Genomic DNA, 25,614 nt, shown 5'->3' with positions numbered 1-25,614 from the left:
TTGCGACCGGCGTGATTGAACGTGCTTGCGCCGTGCTTCGGCGGGGAATGTTCAGCAGTATTTTCGCCCCTTACTTGCGACGCGTCCCTGATACAGGCGGAAATTTCCGAGCCGAACAAGAAAACGATGGCTGAAAAATATAGCCACATCATCAGCACGGCAAGAGAGCCGGCCGCACCGAACGAGTTAGCGGTGCCGGCGTGAGCAAGATAAAACCCGAAGAGATGCCTCCCGGCCGTGAAGAGCACCGATGCGGTCATGCCGCCGATGAGCGCGTGACGAAAATGCACCTTTGCATCTGGCAGCCACTTAATAAGGGCAGCAAACCCAATCGCGAGTATCACCAGTCCGAAGACTGATTCACCTACCGCCGCGAGCACGACCAGCTTGGAATCACCAAAAACGGCATGGCCGGCAAACTGTATGGCCGCGTCCAGTACAAGAGACACGACCAGCAGGAAACCCAGTCCCATGACCATCCCGAAGGAAACGAGACGCGCGCGCAGCAGGAGCGCTAGTCCGGCGATACCTTTGGGCGACTCGGCGGCAAACACGACATCCAGAGCGGTATTGAGCGACGAAAATGTTGCCGACGCACCGACAGCTACAAGGACAAGGGATAGTGCAGCCGCGACACCGCTTCCGTTCGCCCGATGCGCGTGCTCAACAAGGGTCTGCATTGCGCTCGCAGCATCGCTGCCAAGGACGCCTTTGACCTGGTCAAAGAGCCTTCCCCTGGCAGCGTCCGGACCGAAGAACCAACCGGCGACGGCAAGAACGATAAGAAGGGTTGGGGCGAGCGAAAATGCGGAAAAGAAGCCAATACTTGCGCCCATCATGGAGCAGCGGTCATCCGAGAATTTGCTGATTGCGGTCCGCACAATAGCCATTAACGTTGGCTTGCGCGGGACGGCCTGATTCTTCACTTCACGCAACATATACAACCTCTCACGCTAAACCTACCAGGCTGCCAGAAGAAGTTTGACCAACCAGGCTCCTGCTCGACCAGCAGTCAGCGGATTCGGCTCATCGCAATCATCGCGCTATCAGCATTCCGATAATGATGCCGCCGAGCGCCGCAAAGGTAATGGACTTCCATGGACTGCCGTGCGCGAATTCGTCGGTAGAGGCGGAGACGGTTCGGTATCCGCTGGATACGGCCGATATAGCGCCGGTGAACGCATCCTTCACTAGGTCGAGCGCCGGTTTGGGAGCTTCGACAGCCGCTCGAGACTCTGTACTTCCGGAACGCGCTTCCGGAACTGAGTTACTAAGGACAGGCGGTTGCGCGAGCACGACCGGCCCGTCGAGCAAATCATACTTCGTGGATGGGGATAGGGCCGGCACACTACTAGGCACTGAGCTCGACGTGTCCGATGCTTGCGGCGGTGCGAAACCACTCGGCGTGTTTTCGTTGCTTCCATTTGTGTCCATGACTGTTTCCGTGTACTACCTGTCAAAGCTGCCCGCGAACGCTGCCTACTAATCCCCCGAGGCTTGGTGATGTACGGGACCGGCGCATCGCCCCGCTTACCAGCAGTATTCAGAGTTCAGAGCGTCGACACATGTTCTCGCCTGTATGCGATTACTGCGGATTAGGCCCGTCTTCGTCAGCTTCTTCGCCGTCCTCCGACTCAATCCGGGTTGTTCCACCTGTTGCAGGTGGGTCGCTGGCCGGAAATGTGTCTTCAACCGCCTTGTCAAGGTCCTCCTCGGACTTATCACTTGCGGGGTTCTGCTGCTTTGGGGTGGTAGCCATGCGAGTCTCCGGCTGGGTGGAATGATTTGATACGAGCAAGGGGTATTCCGCGAGCGGGGGAGCGGGCGCAAATTTCTTGCGATGGCGTAGCGAGCCGCAGACCCATCTGCGGCATCGCTCTCGTGAGCCCCCTTCCTACGCAGTTCAATTCTTGAGGTTCTCGGGCACCTTGCCGCCATTCTGTGCGAGCTTTTGCATGACCTCCCGATGCAACCAGACATTCATGGCCGCAGAGTCCTCGGCGTTGCCGGTGTAATGTAGCTCGGCGGCCAATTCCTTTCGCGCCTCGAGACTACTGTCGAGTCCCAGCAGCTTGAGCAGGTCGACAATGGATGTTCGCCAGTTCAGCTGTTGGCCGTTACCTGCCTGCATCTGGGTCAGGACGGCCTCAACGTCCACCTCCGGCATCGCAGTAGCCGCTGGCTGCGATGGTTGTGCCCCGGCGGTGGATGGCCTCGATGCAGGTCCTGCGGGTATTGCCGCGCTGCCCGGCGCGGGCGATGCAGGTGCCGTCGGCGACGCTGTCATGCCGGCGGTCGCATTGGCCGGATGGTCATGAGGAAAAATTTTGTTCAGGATGGTCGAAAATATGCTCATTTGTCGCTCCTTGGGCCGAACCGCCCACGCAGGCGGCATTGGGTCGGCGCAACGGCCATGCCTAGGGAGAACGCGTCCTACAGGCGCCCCGCATGGCGCCGCGTCCCGTAAACGAATTCCCAGCGCGGTGTTTGTAGGATAGGGAGATTCATGAGTTCGCGCGCCTGTTCTTCGAACGTGCGGAGGGCGGGAAGAGGGCAAAGATACCGGAGGCGATAGAAGACTCTTTTGCGGAGCCGTAAACGGACGCAGAGCGCGAAATCAGCACTCTCATCGACCGGTTCGATGCCGAGCAAATATCCAAGCTTGAACAAGAGCTGTTCAAGCAGCGGAAACGTCTTGCGGACGCTGACCGGTCACTTCAGTCAAAAAATGACCAAGCCGCAACGGAGAGTCAGCGAATAGCCACCAGCAAAATCGCGTGCACCCTCGGCAAACTTGATGACATCCAACGAACAGAGACTAAACAGCGCGACTCGCGGATTTTTCCGGGTCACTACGCGGCCGCGATGGTCATGGAGAACGGCCGGCGCGTCGTTAAGCCAATGCCAATGCCGCATTGCTCGACCGCACACGAATCGATTGTCGGCCATCGCGGCCGATAAATTTTTTAACATTCAGGATGCCGCTGATTGAATTTCCCAAGTATATCCATAAGAGTGCGCGCGTTTCGCTGGCCCTGGTCTTCACGGCAGTTATTGAAAATCACGTGCGTCTTTACCACCCGGCTCGAGATGTCGCGGATTGGTTCAGATAACTCCGTCAGTTCGTCGTCGCTGTAGTCGTAGTCGAAGCGCGCCGAGGCAGCTGCGCCCCCGGCCGCACTCCATGTATCTGCATTGCGACCATGCAGTCGCACGAACGCCAAGTCGGGATTGGTCACTTCCCACACCGTGTGCGCACGGTTGGTGACCCCTCCAGGAGCATCCATGATTACGTGTACGAGCCTATATTGCCTGAGCAACTCCAATGTACTGGAGGCTTGCTTGTCATTCAGCCACGAACTGTTGCGAAACTCTACCGCGACCGTGTATCCCTGCATTCGGTTTGCGCACTCTTCGACATGGGCGTTTCCTTCAGGGCCGCAGGTCAGCCACGGAGCAAACTGAAAAAGAACTGCACCAAGTTTGCCGGCGTGCCGTAATGGCTCAAGCGCCTCGCGGTAACGCCGCCAGAGTTCATCAAGGACCTCAGCCGGGATATCGCGGTAGTAAAGGTTCTTTTTGCCGGTCTCCGGAATCGCCATCGCGATGTCCTTCGGCAGAGCCTCTCGCACGGTCTGATGGGCCGTCAGCAGTCGGAACGCCTTGATATCGAACGTGAAGTCGCCAGGCGTGCGTTCCGCCCACAACGCTGAATTCGACGCAGAAGGCATTCCGTAGTAGCTGGAGTCGACCTCAACCAGTGGGAACTGCGAAGCATAGAACCGTAGCCGCGCCTCGGCGCTCCTGCAGTCTGTCGGATAGAAACGCTTGCACGCGATAAGCGTCTTGTCAGTCCAGCCGGCGGACCCGCAGAGTATATTCACGACGCCTCCGAATCCGAGCAGACTACACCCTTATAATCTATTCACACTCGCGCGCAAACTAGCCCAGTGCCCCAACTGCGGAATAGTCGTCTGGATGTCGCTGAACACAGCCCCGAGAGCGAGGCCGTAGTGATTGGCTCCGAACCAGGTCTGGCAACCGAGCCTTGTGGCCAATTCATTCAGGTCCACAACCTCATAATCCCAAGCTTGCTCAGCATGTAGGTCGCTCTGTTGTGCCGGCCCACGTTCGACTGGTCTGACGACGAATGCGGTTTTAAGCCCGCACCGACGTGCTGCTGCCAGGTCGCCGTTACGGGCGGCAACCATGCAAACCTCTGCGGGGTTTAGACCAAGGATTTGACCGTGTCGACGCAGACCCAGGGTGACGGTTTGTATGCCCGAACGACTTCAGCACCGAGGATGGCGTCCCAAGGAAGCGCGGCCCTTTTGGCCATGTTTAGCATCAGCTTGATGTTTCCGTTCGATAGCGGGGCAACTATGAACTGACGCTTGAGTCGCAACAGCCCTTCAACGGAGTCGGGCCACGGGTCAAGGCGATGCCAAGTGTGATTCAGCTCGTCGAGTTCGTACCCAGAAATTGAACCGATATCGACACCGTAGTCAGTCAAGACCTTGAGCAGGTTTTCTTTATGCAGCACGTCAAGCCGGGCAAATGGTCGCCGCCCGCTACGAATCTCCTCCGTTGCTGGTGAGTATTTGCGGCGCCATGCGTCAGCGAACTCGAAAGCGTCAATCGACACAGCATGGCGGTTGAGAAATTGACCTACATCGCGAGCGACACCGATTCGCCAATCAACGACTGTCCCAAAGACATCGAACAGCAGAGCTTTGATTCGGGAGCTATCAGGCATGTCACAAACCCATAAATAACCTGTTGCGGTGCGGAACGTGCCAGTTGACCAGCGCCGGGCAGCGCCTCCCCTCTAGTCCCGAGTGTTGCAAATCGCAAAATGCCAAAACTACGGCGCATTTGTCTGATTTTCCTGCTGTCATTGGTCTATAACTGACTGAGCAACGCAATCTTTTTGCCGTTGCAGACCCACAAGGTCATAACGTGCAGACTTCCGTGCGACCCTTCAGCACCTATCTGCCAGCGCTAATCAGCTACATACGTATTTAGCGACGCAGCACCCTCATCCACACGGTCGAACTCGTGTCGCGGCAATCTCGCGTCGATTCACCGACAACATTGCTCCGCATTCCCCCACAAGACCGCGTTTTCGAGTTTCTTCCCCCTTCACCGACGGGTGGGTGGCATGCCGATGTTCAGAACGGCACCGGGCGGCCGAACACGATACGGTGCGCCCTGTAATGGGGGGACGTTCTGTGATATTTACCACGGAAATTAACCGGGCCGCCGTGCCTGGTGCTTACGAGAAAGAGGTGACGAGATGAAAGTGCAACTTTTCGCTGTAATCAGTGCGGTATCACTGCTCGCTGCGGGAGCCGCCCATTCGCAGGACATGCAACCTTCGGGCACCGGCGGCCCCTCAGCTTCCCCGCAACCCCTGACAACTGCACAGCCGGCCACGACTATGGACCGCACCCCTGACCTGGGATACGGACCCCAGCCCGGCGGAAGCAGCGGCAGTGGCAGAGCGAGAAACGGTGCCCCGTGCGTGGTGGGGCTGTCCTGCGATATCTATCAGGGCAGCTAGCCTGCATGAATTTTCATGGCCAATCGACGGCGCCCAGTTACCTACATCGATAGGTAACTGGGCCTCCGCAGCTGCCGGTGGGCAACGGCGAATGTTCCGCTTGCGCCAGCATGAGGCTACAAGGCAGCCCCGCCTATTTTTTAAGCGACTCGTCCCGGCCGCCAACCAAAACAGTGATGCAAACTCATCGCGGAGGTGCGCATCATGGAAACATGGCTAGACAATTACTTTGACAATCCTCAGCAGGTGGGCATGCGGCTGGCAGCAATGACAGCGACGTTCGGACATGAACTGGACGAGCCGCAGTTCCTCTTCTACCTCCAGGCGAACATGAGTTATCACCCTCGGCAAGCGCGTCGAGGGCCACCTTGGATACTACTGGCGCCGCGCTATGCGACTCAAAGCATTCAGTGGGAAAAGAAGATTGACCTCGTGAACGGTGGGTTCGAATTGTCGAACCTCATTCAGCACGTTGAAATTGTCCGAAACTTTGATGGCGGTTATCTCGTGAAGGTAGGCATTCAAGGCAGCCCACGGGTCTTTGTGCCCAATTTCACGACGGACATGCGATTTTCCGGACTCGACGAGGGCGCGTGGCATTACGACGTTGTCGTAAGCCAACCATTCACGGAGCCTTGAGGTGATTGCGTCGAGACAGTTACTGTGGCGACAAATCCTCGACCATCTTTGGCCACGTCAGAGCCCTTTGACGCGTATCGCCGACGATGCTGCTGACGAGCAGAATTGCTAGCGAGCTTGCTTCGTGCCACCAATGATTTCCGATTTTAGCGAGTCTGTCTGTGTCTTTTTCGCGTAGCGGGACTGACAGGGGGAGACTGTGCATCGTGCTGAACGTAACCTGAATCGCGGTGCCGGTTCGGGCGGTCCAGTTTTCGGGCACGTAACGCTTGTCCTTCCGATAACGGCCGAGAACAAAAACAGTGAGCTTGCCGTCGCGCCCGGGCGGAATCGTCCCGTCGCGCAATCCACGGTACAGTTCTGCGAGGTAATGATGGATGCGTTTCACCGGCGCAGCTCGTCGCCGCCGCGCATAACAATGACGCATCCATTACGTAAGCCTGAGAACGTCGACCGACGGTTGAGTCCAGATTGTTCGTGTTAGTGGCACAGGCGCGATACTCGACAACAAGTTCGACGGGCCATCCTATGAGCGCAGGATGCCTGCGTGAGCTGCATTGAACGCTGCACCCCGACTGTACCAGGGCAGCACAATCAGGGGTCTTCGTCAGCGGGCAGTATCAGGCTTTGCTAACGGCAGGCGAACTTTCCGTAGATGCGATATTTTCGAACCAAGGTGTCAGCCAAATCAGGCGCCATACATCTTTTCGCAAAAAGCAGCACTTGCGCCAAGTTTCCGAGACAACTCGGAAGCAGCGTCCAACTGGAGACGGTCGAGTGCACCCGATGTCCGCGCGGCGTCGAGCCTAGACCGTACGCCAGTCAAGCTAAGTGCTGCTTTAAACGTATCGCCCTCGCCAAATACCGGCGTAGCAAAGCCCGCTGTGTGTTGGTCGCGAGCACCGGAAGTAAATAGCGGCAGCGACGGAGGGGTGTCGAACAAGTGCTCCCTCAGCCCCCAAAACCGGAGCACCTGGCTGATAGCCGCGTCATCAAGCGGAAATGACGTCCCTGGCAGGCGGGTTTCCCTCAGTCCTTCGGATGGCTCAGCCCTGAACAGGCACAGACGCTGACCGTTGTCGATAACGTAGTACGATGCGCTTTCTCGCGTCTCGGAAGCCAGCTTATGCAGTATCGGTTCAACGAGCGACGCAAGATGAAACGATTGCTCGTACAGTTTGCCGAGGTAGAGCACTCGCGGTCCGAGCGAGTACATACCGGTCTCCGAGCGTACGACGTAGTTCATCCGCTCGAGCGAATTCATCAAGCGGTACACCGTCGTCTTGTGCATCCCGGACAACTGAGCGAGTGCAGCCAGCGGTAATGCCTCGGCCCCCGGCTTGAAGCAATCCAGCAACGACAGCGCCTTTTCCACGGCCGCCACCCCTTCATTTCCCATTCTTGTCTCCCGTTTGTCCGTCCGGGAAATTGTACACAGTAAAACGGTGGTTTACCAGATAAAAGGGCAAACGCCAGTGGATTTCATCGCTCCTTGCAAGCTATAGTGATTTCACACAGTACACCACAGTTGTACATAATACAACGCAACTTGCAGAGGTAACGTCATGAGCACCACTTCGAATGGTTCATCGCCGGTCTCCCGTGACATCGAGCGCGTGTCGCCCGAACTCGTCGCGCAGGCTTTCAAATTCCAGGCAGCCATCCTCGCGGATGTCGGTGGTCGTCGCGGCACGCTGAACGGGCGGGTAAAGCCGCTGTCGCCCAAGATGAAAGTGGCGGGTCCTGCCATCACCGTTGAAGTGCGTCCGGGCGATAACCTGGCAATCCACGCGGCACTCGCCATCGCCAAGCCGGGTGACGTGATTGTGGTCGATGGCAAGGGCGACCAGACCTGCGCACTGATTGGCGAAATCATGGCCACGCAAGCCCACGCTACGGGCATCGCGGGCTTCGTTATCGATGCGGCCGTGCGCGATTCACATGAGCTCGCAAGCGGCGACTTTCCGGTTTTCTCGGCTGGACTTAACCCATGCGGCCCGACGAAGAGCGTAGCCGGTCGTGTGAACTTTCCCATCTCCGCCGGCGGGACGACCGTCAACCCCGGTGACCTCATCGTGGGTGATGCCGACGGAGTTGTCGTCGTGCCGCGGGCTGACGTGGCGAGGATTCTCGAACTGGCGCAAAGAAAGGTCGATGCCGAGGCGAAGCGCATTGCAGCAATCAAGAGTGGCGACACCCGTGCCACCTGGCTCGAAAAAGAACTGCGTGCAGTCGGCATGCTGGCTGAAGGCGAGGCACTGTGATGCAAGCTAACCAGCAAAAGCCAGTTGTTCTGGTCACCGCTGCCGACCTGGCTCCTCAGGCGCTAGAGATGTTGAGCAGCTTTGAAGTGGTATTCGCAGGCAAGCAGCCCACCGAGGACGAGGTCGTGGCGCTCTGCGCTGCGCACAGGCCCGTGGCTATCATCGTTCGCTACGGCAAGGTCAACGCGCGAATCATGGACGCCGCCGGCCAGCTTCAGGTCATCTCTAAACATGGCAGCGGCATTGACGTCATCGACCAGGACGCGGCGGCGCAGCGCGGAATTGCCGTACGCGCGGCAGTTGGTGCCAATGCAGCAGCTGTCTCCGAACACGCGTGGGCTTTGATACTTGCGTGTGCCAAGTCAGTTAATCAACTGGATGTCCGCATGCGCGCGGGACATTGGGACAAGGCAACTCACAAGTCCGTGGAACTTGACGGACGGACGCTTGGTCTCGTCGGCCTCGGTTCAATCGGACGGCGGGTAGCGGCTGCTGGCGTCGCATTCGGAATGAAGGTTATTGCCTACGACCCGTTCGCGAACGTGGCCCCAGACGGTGTGACGCTTGTAGAGCTTGACGCGCTCTACTCGAGTTCGGACATTGTCTCCCTTCATTGCCCGCTGACTGCGGAAAACCGCCAGATGCTGAACCGCGAGACTTTTGCGCGCTTCAGGCGTGGGGCGATTCTGGTGAATACGGCACGCGGTGGACTCATCGATGAAGCGGCCCTCGTTGAAGCACTCGCTGACGGTCAACTGCGCTGTGCCGGCCTCGATAGCTTTGATGTTGAACCTATGCCGTCCCCCCATCCGTTCCAAAGCCTCTCCAATCTCATCCTGTCACCGCATATTGGCGGTGTTAGCGACGCCGCCTACGTGAACATGGGTAAGGGCGCCGCAGCCAATGTACTGGCCGTGCTCGAAGAGCTGGCTCGGACAGCAGCTTGATTTGTCTCGGAAGCTAGAGGTCGACATGTTTTTGCTTAACTCACCTGAAGTGCGCTCAGCGGAAGTCTTCGCGCGCATGCCCGAGAAATACAGAAAGCCGAACGTCCAGACGGACTGGGCGCGAGCGAACCGAGGTGGTCAGAGCACAGACTCGTTTCTCGAAGGGCCAGTGTGGAGTCCGGACGGGTTTCTTTACGTGACGGACATTCCTCACGGCCGGGTGTTTCGTATTGCACACACGGGCAATTGGGACCTTGTCGTTGAGTACGACGGCGAGCCAAATGGGATGAAGCTTGCAGATGACAGTCACCTGCTCATTACCGACTATCGCAATGGATTAATGTTGCTCGACATAGAACGAGGTGAGGTCCGCCCATATCTTGAGCGCCGGAATACCGAACGCTTCCGCGGCGTCAACGACCTGACCTTCGATTCCGCCGGCAACCTGTACTTCACGGACCAAGGCCAGACGGGCCTGCATGACCCGACGGGGCGCGTCTACCGGCTGAACCGGGAAGGCAAGCTCGACATGCTGCTCGGTAATTGCCCCAGCCCAAACGGGCTGGTGCTTTCGCCCGACGAGAAAGTGCTGTACGTCGCCATGACGCGCGGCAACTGCGTGTGGCGAGTTCCGTTGCAGGCCGACGGCTCGGTCAGCAAGGTCGGCCAGTTTTTCACCTCGTACGGACCGAGCGGCCCCGACGGTTTAACCATTGACACAGAGGGGCGCCTCTTTGTTGCCAACCCTGGCCTTGGCCGCGCCTGGGTCCTCAATCACCGTGCAGAGCCTGTCGTGGTGTTGACGAGTCCGGAGGGTGCGTCACTGACGAACCTCTGTTTTGGCGGTGCCGACATGAAGACTCTGTTTATGACCGAATCGGTCAGTGGCACCGTCCTCGTCGCTCATATGGATGTTGCAGGCGTGCTTCCCAAGCAGGCGAGACCCCGCATCTGAAGCGCGGACCCGCGCGGTGGGATTTGCCGCGAACCAGATTACGAGTCGCGTTCCATGAAACGCGATGGAGGAGCACATCATGCAAATCTCTCACACCCTGACCGGCGTGACATTAAAGGCGGAGGCACAAGACGTCGCCGATGCGGCAGCACTTTCTGAAGAGCACGCCGCTAGCGAACGCACGCTTGCCAAGGTGTTTCGTCGCATCCTGCCGTTCATCTTCGCATGCTATGTCATCAGTTATCTGGACCGCACGAACGTAGGCTTTGCCGCGCTCACCATGAACCATGACCTGGGACTGACCGCCGAGCAGTTCGGTTGGGGCGCAGGGCTCTTCTTCATCGGGTATTTCATATTCGAAATACCGAGCAATCTGATTATGCAGAAAGTTGGTGCACGCGTATGGATTGCGCGAATCATGATTACCTGGGGCGTTTTCTCGATGCTGACGGCTTTCGTGGTTGGCCCCAAAAGTTTTGCAGCAGCCCGTTTCATGCTTGGCGTCGCTGAGGCTGGCTTTACGCCCGGCATTTACCTCTACTTCACGCACTGGTTTCCTGGCAAATGGCGCGCGAAGGTGACGGCTGCATTCCTTGTCGGTATTCCTGTCGCGAACATGATTGGTTCGCCCGTTTCGGGTGCCCTGCTTCAACTCGGCGGGATGCATGGCTTGCATAGCTGGCAGTGGCTCTTGCTGATTGAAGGTGTGCCCGCAGTCATCCTCGGCATTGCGTGTCTCTTTGTGCTGGCTGACCGTCCAGAAAAAGCAAAATGGCTGAGCGACGAAGAGAAGGCCATTCTGGCTCGCCGTCTCGCTGCAGAGCAGAAAGGCATCGCTACAAAGCACGGGGCGAAGCTGCGCGATGCAATGACCAACTGGCGCGTGTTCGTTCTCGCATTCGTTAATTTCTGCGGAATCGTTGGCTCCATCGGCGTCGGACTCTGGATGCCGCAAATCATCAAACAGTTCGGAGTTAGCCATGCCGTGGTTGGCGGACTGACTGCTGTGCCCTACGCCATCGGCGCGGTGGTGATGCTCCTGTGGGCACGACTAGCTAATCGAGCAAGCAATCGCATTCCTTATGTCGCAGGAGCGCTTGTCATTGCCGCAGTAGCGCTGACGGCAAGTGTGATGACTGAGGTTCCGGCGCTCAAGCTGGTCGCGTTGTGCTTCACGGTCAGTGGAATTCTCGCATTTCAGGCCACCTACTGGGCTATTCCCTCAAGCTTTCTGACCGGCCGGGCAGCTGCTGGTGGCCTCGCGCTCATCGTATCGGTCGGCAATCTTGGGGGCTTCGTTGGGCCCTCAATGATTGGTGTCATCAAGCAGATGTCGAACGGCTTCACCGCGCCGCTGATGGCGGTGTCCGCTGTGCTGCTGGTTGGGGCCGCGACGATTGCTTGGCTCGGTGACCCCGGCGCGGACACGGAAGAGACAGTCGCGGGCCACTAAAGGTCCGATTACAAAAGCTGTACCCCAACAACTACAACTCAGTTTGGAGCCGTCATGTTGTTCAACAAAACCAATAAGAATTTTCGCATCAAGCCGCTGGTTGCATTCGGCGCAACAGCAGCGGTCGGAATGTCGCTTGCAACCGCATCGCATGCGCAGAGCAGCGTGACGTTGTACGGCATCGTTGATGTCGGAGTGGAGCACATCAACAACACGACTACCGGTGGCGGGCAGACCCGGGAAGTGTCCGGCAACCTGTCCGGCTCGCGTTGGGGACTGAGGGGCGTGGAAGACCTCGGCGGCGGGCTGTCTGCCATCTTCGTGCTCGAAAACGGCTTCAACGTTAACGACGGCACTACCGGACAGTCCACTAAGGGTATCGGTGCGAATGCGACGACGACTTCGCGCCTGTGGGGACGCCAGTCATTTGTTGGTCTTGCCGGCAAAGGCCAGCAGCTCACGTTAGGCCGGCAGAACTCTCTGCTGTATGACCAGGCTGTTCCGTTCGACCCGATGGGTGCCTCGTCGCGCTACTCGACACTGTCGCTCGACTACGCGATGGCTGCACGAATTGATGATTCCGCGAAGTACGTCGGTACTTTCGGTCCCGTGACGGCTGCTGCCATGTATAGCACCCGTTACGACACCGGCTATGGCACTGAGGTGCCGGGTGCCCAAATCACGGGGCGTTTCTACAGTGGGTCACTGACATACGGAGCCGGCCCGCTTGCGGCGAGCATGTCCTTCGAGCAGCGCAACAGCAACACGGTTGCGACGAATACCGCGAGCGAGAGGCGGGTCACCGCCGCCGCGACGTATGTCATCGGTAACGTAAAGGCATTTGCCGGCTACCGCTTCCTTCGCGCATCGCGTGCCTTCCTTCCGGCCAACCCGGTCGTTACGGCCAACGGGGCCGATGCGGGTTACGCCAATATGTACTGGACCGGTGCGCAGTATCGCGTGACGCCCGCGCTCCAGCTCACCGCTGCGGCTTATTACCAGGACGTGCACGCCAGCAGCGCTGACCCATGGATGGCAGTGCTCAGTGCCGACTACGCGCTGTCGAAACGCACCGATGTGTACGCCACTGGCGCGTTCGCCCGCAACAAGAGCGGTTCGGCACTGGGTGTCAATGGTTACGGCACCGTGGCAGCTGACTACAACCAGACTGGCTTTACGGTTGGCATGCGCCAGAAGTTCTGACGCCAGGAGGCACTGATGCAAGTCGTGAACGCCCCTCATCTGCCTGTTCGAACGGACTGGCTTGCTCTTCGCGACGAGCCAGTGCTGGAACCGGACTGGCCCATTGTCGATGCCCACCATCATCTCTGGGACCGGCAGAGCGGACGTTATCTCACGCATGAGTTTCTCGAGGACACGGGTTCCGGTCATCGGGTCGTTTCGACGGTGTACGTCCAGTGCCGCTCGATGCTCCGGGCGGATGGCCCCGCTGAGATGCGCCCCGTCGGCGAGGTTGAATTTGCGAACGGCATCGCTGCAATTTGCGCGAGCGGCACGTATGGGCAGACGCGGTGTTGCGAGGCTATTGTCGGCGGGGCCGATTTAACGCTCGGTGTAAATGTCGCCGGCGTGCTCGAGGCAATGCTTGAGGTCTCAGGAGGTCGCTTGCGTGGCATCCGGAACCCGCTTGCGTGGCATGAAAGCGATGCTGTTAGTTCAAGCCCCGTAACGCCGCCTTGCAACCTGATGCAGAGCGCCGAATTCAGGATGGGAGTCGCAACATTGGCGAGATACGGTCTGTCGCTTGACGTCTGGGTCTATCACACGCAACTCGATGAGCTCTACGAGCTTGCACGTCGAGTCCCCGACGTTACGGTCGTCATCGACCACTTCGGTGGACCGGTCGGCGTAGGGCCGCACGCGGGGCGCAGCGCCGAAGTGATGAACGCCTGGCGCGGCAGCCTTCGGCGACTCGCGACGCTCCCGAACACCCGCATGAAGCTCGGTGCGCCGGCATGTCGGTCTTCGGGTACGAGTTCGCTGGCGCCGAGTTACCACCTTCGTCGCAACAGCTCGCCGACGCGTGGCGACCCTATGTCGAGGGTTGCATCGACCTGTTTGGCGCGGACCGCTGCATGTTCGAAAGCAACTTTCCTGTCGATAAGGGGATGTTCAGCTATCGGGTTCTTTGGAACGCGTACAAGCGACTGGCCGCGCGCGCATCAGTGGCCGAGCGTGCAGCACTCTTCAGTGGCACAGCGACACGAACCTACCGCTTGCGCGGAGCAGGAGACACAGCATGAAATCATCTATCAGCATGACGACGCCTGAGAGTGCCGCGGCGCTGGACGCAGAGGCGCGCCGTTACAGGAGTATCACGCGTCCCGAGTGGCGCTCATTGACTCTCGCAGGACTCGGATGGACATTCGAGAGCTACGACTCTTTCCTTCTATCGCTGCTGCTGCCGGTCCTTGCGCTTCAGTTCGGCTTGTCCAAGGCTCAGCTCGGGCTGTTCACCAGTATCACGGCAGCAGGGCAAATCACAGGCGGAATCATTTTCGGATGGGTGTCTGACCGGCTCGGGCGGGTACGAACGGCGATGCTTTGCATCGGTATCTATTCGCTCTTCTCGGGTTTGCTGTCCATCGCGCCGAACGAACAGTGGTTCGCAACTTTTCGGTTTTTTGGTGCCCTCGGCATGGGCGGCATGTGGACTTCGGGTGCAGCGCTAGTGGCCGAAACATGGCACGCGAGTCGTCGCGGCAAGGGTGGCGCATTGATGCAGATGGGACTGCCTGTCGGTGCGATTCTGGCCATTACCATTGCTGGCATCGTAAGCAGCTCGTACGGTGGGCTCGCTGGCAATGGATGGCGCCTGCTGTTCCTCATCGGCGCGTTGCCATTCTTTATTCTTTTCTTCGTCGCACGGAAGACTCCTGAGTCACCTATCTGGCTGGGCCGCCGTGCGTCGAAGAAGCAGATTGCCGCTGCCAAATCGGAACTGGCGGCACCGCTGGCCACGACGAATGTGCGCGGACTGCTCCTCGCGTTCACTTTCATCTTTTTCCTGCAATACCTGTACTGGGGTGTGTTTACGTGGACGCCGACGTTTCTGCTGACGGTCAAACACCTGGATTTTGTCCACAGTCTGAAGTTTGTCTTTGCGCTTCAATTCGGTGCTATTGCCGGTTTCCTGCTCTTTTCGGCGTTGGTCGACCGGCTGGGAAGACGGCCGATGTTCATCGCGTATCTGCTGGTCGGCGCTGTGGCAGTCGGCGTATACATCGTCTCGACGGACCCGCTGGCGCTGATGGTTGCAATCTTTCTGACCGGCTTCGGCGTGAACGGCATCTTCGCGGGTGCGGGTCCTTTCCTCGCCGAAGTTATCGGGAATACCGCGTCACGCGGGTTGTTGATGGGACTCGCCTATAACGGCGGCCGGCTTGGCGGATTCATCGCGCCGCTCGTCATCGGCGCTCTGGCGTCGACGGCGGGAGGCTTCACGCTCGGTCTTGCGACGACCATCGTTGCGTTCGTTGCAGCTGCAATCGTGGTTCTGCTCGCGCCGGAAACACGCGGCAAGACGCTCGAATGAGCACCGCTGACAAACGAGCGGGGTTTCACGCGCGCGTATTCCCCGCGCTCGCGGAGCCTGCCTTGCGCCGCTACCTCGGCGGTCAGGTTGCCTCGGTATTAGGCAGCTGGACGCAGAACGTCACTTTGAACCTGCTCGTCTATCACCTGTCCGGCTCTGCGGCCATTTTGGCCCTGCTGAATTTCCTGCTCTACGGGCCGCAGCTCATCGTCGCGCCGCTTGCCGGCTCTCGTATCCGCTCGACCAACGCGAAACGGGTGACGCTCTGCGTACTGACGAGTTCGCTGTTGTTGACTTCCAGTCTCTTCACCTTGTCAATACTCGGCGTCTTGGGCGTGCAGCTGATTCTCGCGCATGCGCTTGCAATCGGTATATGCAGCGCGGTGGAGACCCCCGCGCGTCAGGTGTTGCTGCTGACCAGCCTGCGAGACATCCGCCTGACGTCTAACGCGGTTGCCATGAACACGATGGTTTACAACGTGGGTCGGAGGGTTGGGCCGACCATAGCCGGGTTTGTGTATCCAACGCTTGGTCCGACCACATCGTTCGTGATTTACGCGGTGGCGCTCTGTTTCATGGCGACTTGCGTCCGTTCGATAAACGCGGCGTCGGAGGCTAGACCGTCACGTTCGGACAGCGGATTGAGGGATGCAGTCGGATACGTTATGTCTGACGGGTTCTCCGCGCGTTACCTGCCCATTCTTGCGTGCATTGGACTTTTCGCAGGCAGCTACCAGACGCTCGTGCCGCTGCTCGCTGACCACGCATTCCATGACGCGGCGAGGTTTACCGGCGTGTTTTTCGCCTGTGCGGGCGCAGGCTCCTTATGCGCTGCCATTCTGCTGTCGTCAGCTTTCGGACCGCGTGCTTCGGTCCGCTTCATCGCCTGGGCACCGTGGACAGCCGTCCTGGCGCTCGCAGTGCTGGCAGGTACCACGCGAATCTTCGCGTCAGTACCGGCGTTCTACGCACTGGGTTTCAGCCTGACATTCGCCGCGACGTCGACCAACGCAACCATTCAACGGCAGTGCCCGGAGCACGTGCGCGGCGGCCTCGTCGGCATGTATGGCAAGGCCTACAACGGAACGATGCCGTTCGGCTATCTGCTGGTGGGTACCGCATCGGAGGCGCTGGGCGTGCGCGACACGTTCGGCGCGATGGCCTTCGTGCTGGCAGCCGGAATTTTGTCAATCACCGCATTACACCAATTCAGAAAGCAGCGCTCAGGCGCACAATAGACTGTGGAGACACCTATGCAACTTACTAACGGCAGCACTTTATCCGCCGTCGAACGGAAGACGGTCCGGAAGGTCGTCTGGCGGCTCGTGCCTTTCCTCATGGTTTGTTACCTGCTCGCTTTCATCGACCGGGGCAATGTGGGAATGGCGTCGCTTCAGATGAACCACGACCTTGGCATGTCGGCGAAGGTCTTTGGGTTCGGCAGCAGCCTGTTCTTCGTTTCCTACTTCATCTGCGAGGTGCCGAGCAATCTGGCGCTCGAGAAGTACGGTGCGCGAATCTGGATTGCCCGCATCATGATTACGTGGGGCATCGTTTCGGCAGCAACGGCGCTGGTGCATAACGCCACTTCGTTTTACATCCTTCGCTTCCTGCTCGGTGCGGCCGAGGCCGGTTTCTTTCCTGGTGTTTTGCTCTATCTGTCGTACTGGATTCCAGCGACATATCGTGCGCGCATTGTCGCCACATTCATGGTCGCGATTCCCGCGGCGAGTTTCATTGGCTCACCTATTTCGGCATTGCTTCTCCAGATGGATGGTTTCGCTGGCCTGCGAGGTTGGCAGTGGTTGTTCATTCTTGAAAGAATTCCGACGGTCCTGCTCGGAATCGCCTGCCTGTTCCTCTTGACGAACAAGCCGGGAAACGCCACATGGCTCGATGACGACGAGCAGAAATGGCTGGTGGGCGCGCTGGCAAGCGAACAGAAGGGCCCGAGGAAAGTCCTGTCGATGCCATTGATGAAGCTGTTCCGCAACAAGTACGTGTTGTGCCTCGCGCTCGTGGACACGTGTGCGTCTGCGGCCGGTAGCACGCTCTCTGTCTGGCAGCCGCAGTTGCTCAAGTCATTCGGCCTCACGGTCATGGAAACCGGGTTGCTGAACTCGGTCCCCTACGCGGCTGCTTCCATACTGATGGTGTATTGGGGCCGCCGTTCCGACCGCCTCGGCGAACGCCGCTGGCATACCGTGGTCCCGATGCTGCTGATTGGCGTGGGGCTTTTTGCGACTTCGCTGAGCGGGTCGCTGGTGCCGACGGTTTGCATGCTCTGCGCGGTGCTGGTCGGTGCCTATTCCTTCAAAGGCCCGTTCTGGGCGTTGGCCACCGACATGCTGTCGAACAGCGCAGTCGCTGCAGGCCTCGCGATGATTAATGCCATCGCGAATTTGTTAGGCGGCGGCCTGATGGTGAACGTCTATGGGTGGGTCAAAGATGCGACGGGCAGTTATGCGCTTGCGCTGATGCCGCTCGCCATTCTCACGCTCCTGAGCGTAGCGACTTTACTGTTGCTCACTCGCGCCAACCGTACAAAGCAATTGACCAATAAGACGGAGACTGTCTGAGAATGTGGAACAAAAGAAGACGCCAGTTCCTGCACCATGCGGGCGCTGTGGTGGCGGCTTGTGCGCTGCCCGGGATGGCAGTCGCTGAAGAGACATGGTCGAGTGGTACCGAGCTACCTTCGTTCAAACTGCCTGAGGGAGCTATCGATTGCCACATGCATATATATGACGACCGGTTTCCCGTCGCACCTGGCACGACTCTTCATCCGCCGAACGCCACGGTCGACCAATACAGCCTTGTACAGAAACGACTGGGAGTGCGCAGAAACGTTGTGGTGACGCCGTCGACCTATGGGACGGACAATCGTTGCACATTGGATGCACTCAAGCGGTTCGGCGCAAACGCTCGCGGTGTCGCCGTCGTTGACTCGTCCGTGACTGATGACGAGCTTCGCAATTTGAACGATGGCGGCATCCGCGCGATTCGCTTCAATCTCAGCTATCCCGGCGCAACGACGCTCGACATGCTCGCGCCGCTGGCGGCCCGAATTTCGGCTCTTGGCTGGCACATGGAACTGGTCGTACAGGGCGCCCGTCTTCCTGAACTCGAAAGTCATCTCGCAGCGTTGCCGTGTCCGCTGGTTATTGACCACATCGCACACGTTCCTCAGCCAGGCGGCTTGTCGTCCGACGCCTTCCGTACCGCAACGCGACTGGTGGACAGGGGAAGTACCTGGATTACCTTGTCGGGTCCATACGTAGACAGCAAGACAGGCGCGCCCGCGTACGAGGACGTCGCGCCCGTCGCAAAGGCGTTTATCGGCATGGCACCGGAGCGGATGCTCTGGGGGTCGGACTGGCCGCATCCGACTGAAAAGTCCCATAAGCCCGACGATGCGATTCTGCTTGACGTCATCGCGAGCTGGATTGGGCGACAAGATTGGCAGCAAATGATTTTTGTAACGAATCCGTCGAAGCTTTATAGCTTTGTCTAGTCGGCGAATTGAAGGGAGTCTTTTACGACCCCTCAAAACTGCTTGTGGCGCGGGCCGAGCCGTGTGTTGTGCGCGCCATCTTTAGTCTGCCGTGACGAAGCTCAAAGAGCTCCCTCCAAAATCAACGGAATAAGGAGTAACATATGCTTTTGAAGCGACCTGGTTCGCAGCCGTCGATAAAAGGAACCTCGATGACGCACATAGCGATTCAGGAAGCACTGGACGGTAAAAACGTCGACTGGCTGGAGCCGGTCACGGACGAGCAGTATCTGATTGGTCCGCGCCGATGCAGCTGGTCATCGCCATGGGTGCCCGTGGACATTGGAAGCGTAGGCAGGAAGAAAAACGACAAGTTTCACGGTTTTTGTGAAGTATCAAGCTTGATGAAACTTTCTTGATACCAGAGGGTGTAAAAAGTTTTGTGTAAACGGTCATTTGGCAGGAGACTGCCAGCAACAGGAGCATAGATGACCGTAGCGAAACGCAATAAAAGAGAGCAACCCGATGCTGAGCTCGTCAAGCTGGCAGACAGCCTGCTGGCGAATTATCAGAAGCCGGAAGACCTGATAGGCGAGAACGGCCTGCTCAAGCAGCTTACCAGGATGCTGGTGGAGCGTGCGTTAGAGACGGAGATGTCCGAACACCTGGGCCATGGCAAAGGCGAAACGGTGTCAGTGGCTCCTCGGTTGCGTCCCGCGGAGCATCTATCCGTCTGCACGCGGCTGAGTTCCCAAATTCATCAGTTGCGCTCGGTTGATTTGACTGCGGTCAGCGGCAGCACAATATCCTTCCGTTGGTGCTACATCGGCAATCCGATTCGTCAGGCGAGTAAGAAGTGGAAGTTGCCGGCCAAGATGTCGATTGTGCTGCATGCAGCAAACATGGCGCATCTTAGACGCGCAATCTCTCTGCTTTTCGTTATAACGCCCTTACGCTAACGGCAGGCGGAGTGCTTACTTGAGAGCACGCTGCAGGATGGCAATGATTATCTCTTGCCACCAGATGGTGTCGCATCTCCTCGATTGCCACCAGATTTTGCGCCGGTGGTGCTTGGCCAGTTTCCGCCTGGAAACCCATTGGGACCACGGCCGCCACCGGGACTTCCAGCCTTCGAACTACTCCCCGCAGCCCGGCCGCCGCCGGTCTGACCTCCGTTGTTGCCGCCACTCTTGGTCATATTTCACCTATTGCACGTTGACGATGTTCGACTGAAAGCAACCGCCTGACATAAATCTAAGGTCATTTGCGCCTTGCAGTCAAAGACAGTTCGTCCGAAAGCATCCTTCGGCCGTTTCGGACCGGTCAGTCTGAGGTGGGACGCCGCCGTTTAAATGGCGTCGCTTTACAGGCTATGGATTCCACGAACACCGACATGCGCACATCAGAAAGTGCTCTTGCACCCATTTACATTCAGCGCAGGGCCGCCGAGCTGCTAGCGATTTTGCTGACAGACGTCGTCATGGACGCATAGGTAGCGGCGCGAGATGCGGGCATAACCTTGGCGCGTGCCCGCGAGTTCGCGTGGACTGACACCTTCTACGTAGAAGCCGCATGCAATTCTGTCTATTCCTGCGCCAGCGAGCGGATAGCCGCATTGGACGGAGCCAAATGACTTCGATGGGATTCTCCGCGTAGATTTTTTCTGAATTCATCGCGATGTCTCAAGGCTGAACGGCCATCGAAAAATTGATAGACGGGCATGGATACGCCTCGATTGCTGCTCTTGAGACAGGTAGTTCCGTTGCCCGCCTTGTCGCCGGCATCCTTAAGTTTCCTACGGAAAGGCCGATATCCCCATCGGGGGACCGTGGACTTTGGGTGGGGTGAGATGGATGAGGTGCGCCACTCCCTTTGACCCACCATGGGCAAACCGGTGGTACCGCTTCTATAACACCAAGTAAGGAAATGCCAATATGGAATTGAACGACGTGCTCACTCAAGCCGAGGCAAAAGATGCCGAACTCAGCAAGCGCATTCGCCAGGAAGGCGATTTTGTTGTTGTCAGAGTCGCAGAAACTGCTGTTGCCAAAAATATTCCGGTGTCTGAGCTTCAGACGGCAGAGGGTCTGCTTCGCTGGACATACGAATTGACAGAAAAGACGTGGATGGATGTTGCGCAGCTTCGCAAGTTCATGGAAGTTGCGGGAGCCGCCGCCGGTATCCCGCTGTACGGCAATCTGTAACTCAGTGTGGGCGCGAGGCGCGTCTGATGTGCAAGACTTCGATGCGGATTCGATAGTCTGGATTTGGTCGCACTTCGTCACCTTGCGATTCAACCACCATTTCGCTGCGTTTCCTGTGGCGCAGATGCATGCACTCCAAATGCGGCAGTCGAGGCTTGCATGGGCTCTTCGTGCGTTTAAATGGGCTCGAGACAGCAGCACAATTCCTGCGGAATTGTGATACATGAACGCTCCCCACCCCTAGCCCCGCCCAAGGGCGGGGAAGTCCTCTCCGCCGGACGGGCTCAGGGGCCGGCGCGAAAGTCTCCGCCGACCCCAAGCCCGCTAGCGTATCCGGGCGAATGAGCGCGTCAATGGTTCGCTGCGCCGGACGTTCCGTCCGCCATTGACCCGCACATTCGCCCGTGGCAAAAACGTTTGACGCCCGTCCGGTGGCCGTGCCGGAGCCAGTTTCTGCATAAAAGGGGGTCTTTACATGCCCGTGACAAGGTTCCGTAAAGGGCGCGTGAGCGATGAGACTTGCGGATAACGTTTTTGCCCGTTTTCAGTGCACGGCGCAAAACCAGATGATGTCGCCGCCATGCTCGCGGTGATACTTCGACATCGAGCCTTCGCCGGTGTCGTGCGCAAAGTTGCCTTTCTTCGCGCCAAGGTTCAGCGCCATGATCGCGTTCGCCGACAGCGAGCCGAAGCTCATCGCCGAGACGTTGAAGATCGACATCGAGTAAGGCTGCGCGCGGTCCGGTCCGACGACGATGCGGAAGTCGTGGTTGTCGAGCGTGGTCGGCGCGAGCGAGTGGCTGATCCACTCGTGCGCGATCGCTTTGACATCGACTTCGGTCCCGTACGGGCGGCTGTCGACGTCGTTCTTCGCGCGCTGGTAGACGATGCTGCGCTGCGCGCGCGAGAACGGTCTTTCGTCGGTATCGTTTTCAACGAAATACTGGCGGATTTCCGGGCGGATGAACTCGAACAGGAAGCGCAAGTGACCCCACAGCGGATAGTTGCGCAGAATCGCGTGGCGCTGCTGCGTCAGATCGAACAGACCGAGCGCGACGAGCGCGAGCGGCACGATGAGCCAGAACCAGGCGAGGTGATGCGTAACGGCGAGCGCCGCCCAGATGGCGAGCAGCACGACTGCGCACCACATGGCCAGATAACGTCGAGAAAACATGGGGACTCCAGTGCAGTGAAGGTCGTCGCGGGGGATCGCCGGCGCCTTCGGCGCAGACGGAATCCATCGCGAGGGAAAACTGACGGCTGCTTGTGATGGTGAACAGCGTGAAGCTCGCGTGGGCTGTGTGAGCCGGCGCCTGGGTGCGGCGTGACGGCCGCAACGGGCAGGCGCGACCCGAAGATGTCACGTGAAGCGGCAGCGCACGGCGCAAGCGTGAAAATGAAGCAGGCGCGCCGGCGAGGGTGCTTCGTGCACGGCTCGCGTGCGCCTGCCGCTTAGCGCGCGCTCAGCAGTGCCGCCTTTGGTTGCTGGCGCGCGGCCGGCTGCCCGGTCACCGCATGTTCGATGATGCCGCCGCCCAAACACACGTCGCCATCGTAGAGCACCGCTGATTGCCCGGGTGTGACAGCCCATTGCGCGGTGTCGAAAGTCAGTTCGAAGAGGCCTTCGCCCGCCGCACGGTTGCCCGTCGCACGATTGCCCGCCGCACTGAACGTGCACGCCGCATCCGCTTGCCGGTAACGCGTTTTAGCGCCGCACGCGAAGCCTTCCGGCGGCGGGTCGCCCGCGACCCAGCTCGTATTGCCCGCACTCAACGTATGGCTGAGCAGCCACGGATGATCATGGCCCTGCGCGACATACAGCGTGTTCGACGGGATATCCTTGCCGGCCACGAACCACGGCTCGCCGCTGCCTTCCTTGCTGCCACCGAGGCCGATGCCCTTGCGCTGGCCGAAGGTGTAGAACGCGAGGCCGATATGTTCGCCGACCACCTTGCCGTCGGTGGTCTTCATCGGGCCTGGTTTGGTCGGCAGATAGCGGTTCAGAAAATCGCGGAACGGCCGCTCGCCGATGAAGCAGATGCCGGTCGAATCTTTCTTCTTCGCGTTCGGCAACGCGATCTGCTCGGCGACTTCGCGCACTTTCGTTTTGGGAATCTCGCCCAGCGGAAACAGCGTCTTCGACAGTTGCGCCTGGTTCAACCGGTGCAGGAAATACGACTGGTCCTTCGTATGGTCGAACGCCTTCAGCAATTCGAAGCGGCCATTGTTCTCGCGCACCCGCGCATAGTGGCCGGTGGCGATGGTTTCCGCGCCGAGCGACATCGCGTGGTCGAGGAAAGCCTTGAACTTGATTTCGGCGTTGCACAGCACGTCCGGGTTCGGCGTGCGGCCGGCCGAGTATTCGCGCAGGAACTCGGCGAACACGCGGTCCTTGTATTCCGACGCGAAGTTGACCGCCTCGACGTCGATGCCGATCAGGTCCGCCACCGACACCACGTCGATCCAGTCCTGCCGGGTCGAGCAGTACTCGCTGTCGTCGTCGTCTTCCCAGTTTTTCATGAACAGGCCGACCACGTCGTAGCCTTGTTCCTTCAGCAGCCACGCGGTGACCGACGAATCGACGCCGCCCGACATGCCTACTACAACTTTCTGCTTGCTCATAAGGTGCTCACTGGGTGCTGCATCACTGCATGGATCATTGATTCGCGAAACAGCCGCTCGTGACGGCTACCGCGATGGTCACCGTTGCGGCCCGACCGAATGCGTATGCACGAAGTCGAGCGGGAAACGCCGGCCTGCGAGGTAGTCGTCGACACATTGCATGACGAGCGGCGTACGGTGCCGTTCGGGACAGGCGCGCAATTCGTCGGCGCTCATCCACAGCGTGCGGACGATATCGGGGTCGAGCGCGCGGGTCGCGTCGGGCGCGCCGCTCGTGCCGCAATAGGTGAAGCGCAGATAGGTGACACCCGCGGTCACGCCCTCGCTGCCGGGCCGCTCGAAGTGGGTCATGTACATGCCGACCAGCGCCTCGGGTGCGAACGGATGGGCGGTTTCTTCGAGCGTTTCGCGGATCACCGCCTGCAGAAGCGTTTCGCCCGCTTCCAGGTGGCCGGCGGGCTGATTCAGGCGCAAGCCGTTGGCGGTATGTTCCTCGACCACGAGAAAGCGCCCGTCACGCTCGACGATCGCCGCGACGGTGACGTGCGGCAGCCAAGTTTCCGGTTTCATGGCTGCGCATTTTACCGGTTATGAGCCCGGGCTGCCGGCGAAGGGCCCAGAGCGGGCCGCACGGGCACCCCCGGATTGTCCCCGATTTTTGCGTCCCCCCCTGTTTCGGTTAAAGTGAGGCGTTAGCCGTTGCAGTTGCAGTTGCAAGCCGGCGTGCCTCGTCGGCCGCTCTGTCGTCAAACAGGAAGTCGAGGAGAAACCACGATGCACATCGGAGTGCCAGCCGAGACGCGCGCGCACGAAACCCGCGTTGCCGCCACGCCCGAAACGGTCAAGAAATACGTGAGCCAGGGCCACCGGGTCACGATCCAGAGCGGCGCCGGCGCCGGCGCGAGCTTTCCTGACGAGGCCTTTACGGCTGCCGGGGCGGAGATCGTCGACCCGGCCACCGCCTTCGGCGCCGATCTCGTCCTCAAAGTCCAGTCCCCCACCGATCCCGAGCTGCCGCTGCTCAAGCGCGGCGCGACCCTGGTCGGCATGCTCGATCCGTTCAATGCCGACAACGCGCAGAAGCTGGCCGAGGCCGGCGTCACCGCGTTCGCGCTCGAAGCCGCGCCGCGCACCACGCGCGCGCAGAGCCTCGACGTGCTGTCGTCGCAGGCGAACATTGCCGGCTACAAGGCGGTGCTGCTGGCGGCGACGCTCTATCCGCGTTTCATGCCGATGCTGATGACCGCGGCGGGCACCGTGAAAGCCGCGCGGGTGCTGATTCTCGGCGCGGGCGTGGCCGGTTTGCAGGCGATCGCGACCGCCAAGCGCCTGGGCGCGGTGATCGAGGCGTCGGACGTGCGCCCGGCCGTGAAAGAGCAGATCGAGTCGCTCGGCGCCAAGTTTCTCGACGTGCCCTATGAAACCGACGAGGAGCGCGAAGCCGCACAAGGCGTCGGCGGTTATGCGCGGCCCATGCCGCCGTCGTGGCTCACGCGCCAGTCGGCGCTGGTCCACGAGCGGGCGAAGCAGGCGGACGTGGTGATCTCCACCGCGCTGATTCCGGGGCGGCCCGCGCCGACGCTGATCTCGGTCGACACCGTGCAGGCGATGAAGCCGGGCTCGGTGCTGGTCGACCTCGCCGCCGGCCGCGGGCCGGAGTACGAAGGCCAGCGCGGCGGCAACTGTCCGCTGACCGAGGCGGACAAGGTGGTCGTCAAGCATGGCGTGCAGATCGTCGGCTATACGAACCTGGCTTCAATGGTGCCCGCCGACGCGTCGTCGTTGTACGCGCGCAACCTGCTCGACTTCCTCAAGCTGATTATCACGAAGGAAGGCGCGCTGAACATCGATCTCGCGGATGACATCGTCGCGGCCACGCTGCTGGCCCGCGACGGCGCAGTCACACGCAAGGCCTGAG

General features: G+C 59.5%; 20 protein-coding genes and 5 pseudogenes. 15 read left to right on the top strand and 10 right to left on the bottom strand.

Going from position 1 to position 25,614, the window contains the following annotated elements:
* The 5 genes and pseudogenes from PQR02_RS11735 to PQR02_RS11715 all read right to left on the bottom strand — a co-directional run.
* A partial coding sequence (locus tag PQR02_RS11735; protein WP_408230054.1) for a YihY/virulence factor BrkB family protein occupies positions 1 to 938 on the bottom strand: 938 nt, incomplete at its 3' end.
* A 647-nt stretch (positions 939 to 1,585) separates the two neighbouring features.
* Entirely contained in the window at positions 1,586 to 1,759 is a 174-nt protein-coding gene (locus PQR02_RS11730; RefSeq protein ID WP_408230051.1) for a hypothetical protein, read from the bottom strand.
* Positions 1,760 to 1,903: 144 nt separating this feature from the next.
* The gene (locus PQR02_RS11725; RefSeq protein WP_408230048.1) at positions 1,904 to 2,356 is read right to left on the bottom strand and encodes a DUF3597 domain-containing protein; all 453 of its coding nucleotides are present in this window, start codon (positions 2,354 to 2,356) and stop codon (positions 1,904 to 1,906) included.
* Positions 2,357 to 2,966: 610 nt separating this feature from the next.
* On the bottom strand, positions 2,967 to 3,884 hold the full coding sequence (locus PQR02_RS11720; RefSeq protein WP_408230045.1) for a DUF72 domain-containing protein: 918 nt from the start codon (positions 3,882 to 3,884) through the stop codon (positions 2,967 to 2,969).
* A gap of 153 nt (positions 3,885 to 4,037) precedes the next feature.
* A pseudogene (locus PQR02_RS11715) lies at positions 4,038 to 4,756 on the bottom strand (haloacid dehalogenase type II); the annotation flags it as partial.
* A gap of 1,011 nt (positions 4,757 to 5,767) precedes the next feature.
* Here PQR02_RS11715 and PQR02_RS11710 point away from each other — a divergent pair.
* Entirely contained in the window at positions 5,768 to 6,202 is a 435-nt protein-coding gene (locus PQR02_RS11710) for a hypothetical protein (RefSeq protein WP_408230042.1), read from the top strand.
* A gap of 19 nt (positions 6,203 to 6,221) precedes the next feature.
* Here the strand turns inward: PQR02_RS11710 and PQR02_RS11705 are convergent, their stop codons facing one another.
* Entirely contained in the window at positions 6,222 to 6,590 is a 369-nt protein-coding gene (locus PQR02_RS11705) for a hypothetical protein (RefSeq protein ID WP_408230039.1), read from the bottom strand.
* Positions 6,591 to 6,890: 300 nt separating this feature from the next.
* On the bottom strand, positions 6,891 to 7,601 hold the full coding sequence (locus tag PQR02_RS11700) for an IclR family transcriptional regulator (protein ID WP_408230036.1): 711 nt from the start codon (positions 7,599 to 7,601) through the stop codon (positions 6,891 to 6,893).
* 166 nt (positions 7,602 to 7,767) lie between these two features.
* On the opposite strand from PQR02_RS11700, the gene PQR02_RS11695 reads away from it, so the two are divergent.
* From PQR02_RS11695 to PQR02_RS11635, 13 genes and pseudogenes are all read left to right on the top strand, one after another.
* A complete protein-coding gene (locus PQR02_RS11695; protein WP_408230033.1) occupies positions 7,768 to 8,466 on the top strand; it encodes an RraA family protein in 699 nt (232 codons plus the stop codon).
* Positions 8,466 to 9,413 (top strand): hydroxyacid dehydrogenase, encoded by a 948-nt coding sequence (locus PQR02_RS11690; RefSeq protein WP_408230030.1) that lies wholly within the window; start codon positions 8,466 to 8,468, stop codon positions 9,411 to 9,413. Before PQR02_RS11695 ends, PQR02_RS11690 begins: the two co-directional genes overlap by 1 nt.
* A 25-nt stretch (positions 9,414 to 9,438) precedes the next feature.
* Entirely contained in the window at positions 9,439 to 10,368 is a 930-nt protein-coding gene (locus PQR02_RS11685; protein WP_408230027.1) for an SMP-30/gluconolactonase/LRE family protein, read from the top strand.
* 79 nt (positions 10,369 to 10,447) lie between these two features.
* A complete protein-coding gene (locus PQR02_RS11680) occupies positions 10,448 to 11,821 on the top strand; it encodes an MFS transporter (RefSeq protein WP_408230024.1) in 1,374 nt (457 codons plus the stop codon).
* Positions 11,822 to 11,875: 54 nt separating this feature from the next.
* Complete coding sequence (locus PQR02_RS11675) at positions 11,876 to 13,024, top strand: porin (protein WP_408230021.1); 1,149 nt, start codon at positions 11,876 to 11,878, stop codon at positions 13,022 to 13,024.
* 15 nt (positions 13,025 to 13,039) lie between these two features.
* Positions 13,040 to 14,085 (top strand): annotated as a pseudogene (locus tag PQR02_RS11670) (amidohydrolase family protein).
* A complete protein-coding gene (locus tag PQR02_RS11665; protein ID WP_408230018.1) occupies positions 14,082 to 15,377 on the top strand; it encodes an MFS transporter in 1,296 nt (431 codons plus the stop codon). Before PQR02_RS11670 ends, PQR02_RS11665 begins: the two are co-directional and overlap by 4 nt.
* The gene (locus PQR02_RS11660; RefSeq protein ID WP_408230015.1) at positions 15,374 to 16,615 is read left to right on the top strand and encodes an MFS transporter; all 1,242 of its coding nucleotides are present in this window, start codon (positions 15,374 to 15,376) and stop codon (positions 16,613 to 16,615) included. The genes PQR02_RS11665 and PQR02_RS11660 overlap by 4 nt, the downstream gene beginning before the upstream one ends.
* Positions 16,616 to 16,630: 15 nt before the next feature.
* Positions 16,631 to 17,956, top strand: a complete 1,326-nt coding sequence (locus tag PQR02_RS11655) for an MFS transporter (protein ID WP_408230012.1) — start codon at positions 16,631 to 16,633, stop codon at positions 17,954 to 17,956.
* A 2-nt stretch (positions 17,957 to 17,958) separates the two neighbouring features.
* Positions 17,959 to 18,891, top strand: coding sequence for an amidohydrolase family protein (locus PQR02_RS11650; RefSeq protein WP_408230009.1), 933 nt, complete (start codon positions 17,959 to 17,961; stop codon positions 18,889 to 18,891).
* Positions 18,892 to 19,076: 185 nt separating this feature from the next.
* Positions 19,077 to 19,163: pseudogene (locus PQR02_RS11645) on the top strand ((R)-mandelonitrile lyase); the annotation flags it as partial.
* Positions 19,164 to 19,358: 195 nt separating this feature from the next.
* Positions 19,359 to 19,565: pseudogene (locus tag PQR02_RS11640) on the top strand (IS256 family transposase); the annotation flags it as partial.
* Positions 19,566 to 20,804: 1,239 nt separating this feature from the next.
* A complete protein-coding gene (locus tag PQR02_RS11635; protein ID WP_408230006.1) occupies positions 20,805 to 21,074 on the top strand; it encodes a hypothetical protein in 270 nt (89 codons plus the stop codon).
* 562 nt (positions 21,075 to 21,636) lie between these two features.
* On the opposite strand, the pseudogene PQR02_RS11630 reads toward PQR02_RS11635, so the two are convergent.
* From PQR02_RS11630 to PQR02_RS11620, 3 genes and pseudogenes are all read right to left on the bottom strand, one after another.
* Positions 21,637 to 22,248, bottom strand: a pseudogene (locus PQR02_RS11630) (glutamate synthase-related protein); the annotation flags it as partial.
* 278 nt (positions 22,249 to 22,526) lie between these two features.
* Positions 22,527 to 23,696 carry a tRNA 2-thiouridine(34) synthase MnmA gene (mnmA, locus tag PQR02_RS11625; protein ID WP_408230003.1) on the bottom strand — a complete coding sequence of 390 codons (1,170 nt, stop codon included), beginning with the start codon at positions 23,694 to 23,696 and terminating at the stop codon, positions 22,527 to 22,529.
* Positions 23,697 to 23,774: 78 nt separating this feature from the next.
* Entirely contained in the window at positions 23,775 to 24,266 is a 492-nt protein-coding gene (locus PQR02_RS11620) for an NUDIX hydrolase (protein WP_408230000.1), read from the bottom strand.
* A gap of 204 nt (positions 24,267 to 24,470) precedes the next feature.
* On the opposite strand from PQR02_RS11620, the gene PQR02_RS11615 reads away from it, so the two are divergent.
* Complete coding sequence (locus tag PQR02_RS11615; RefSeq protein WP_408229997.1) at positions 24,471 to 25,613, top strand: Re/Si-specific NAD(P)(+) transhydrogenase subunit alpha; 1,143 nt, start codon at positions 24,471 to 24,473, stop codon at positions 25,611 to 25,613.
* The last annotated feature ends 1 nt before the right edge of the window (position 25,614 follow it).

Origin of the sequence: Paraburkholderia sediminicola (assembly GCF_046026895.1) — a bacterium.
Classification (GTDB): domain Bacteria; phylum Pseudomonadota; class Gammaproteobacteria; order Burkholderiales; family Burkholderiaceae; genus Paraburkholderia; species Paraburkholderia sediminicola_C.
The sequence above is the reverse complement of the archived record's forward strand: the minus strand, read 5'-3'. Positions and strand labels throughout refer to the sequence as shown.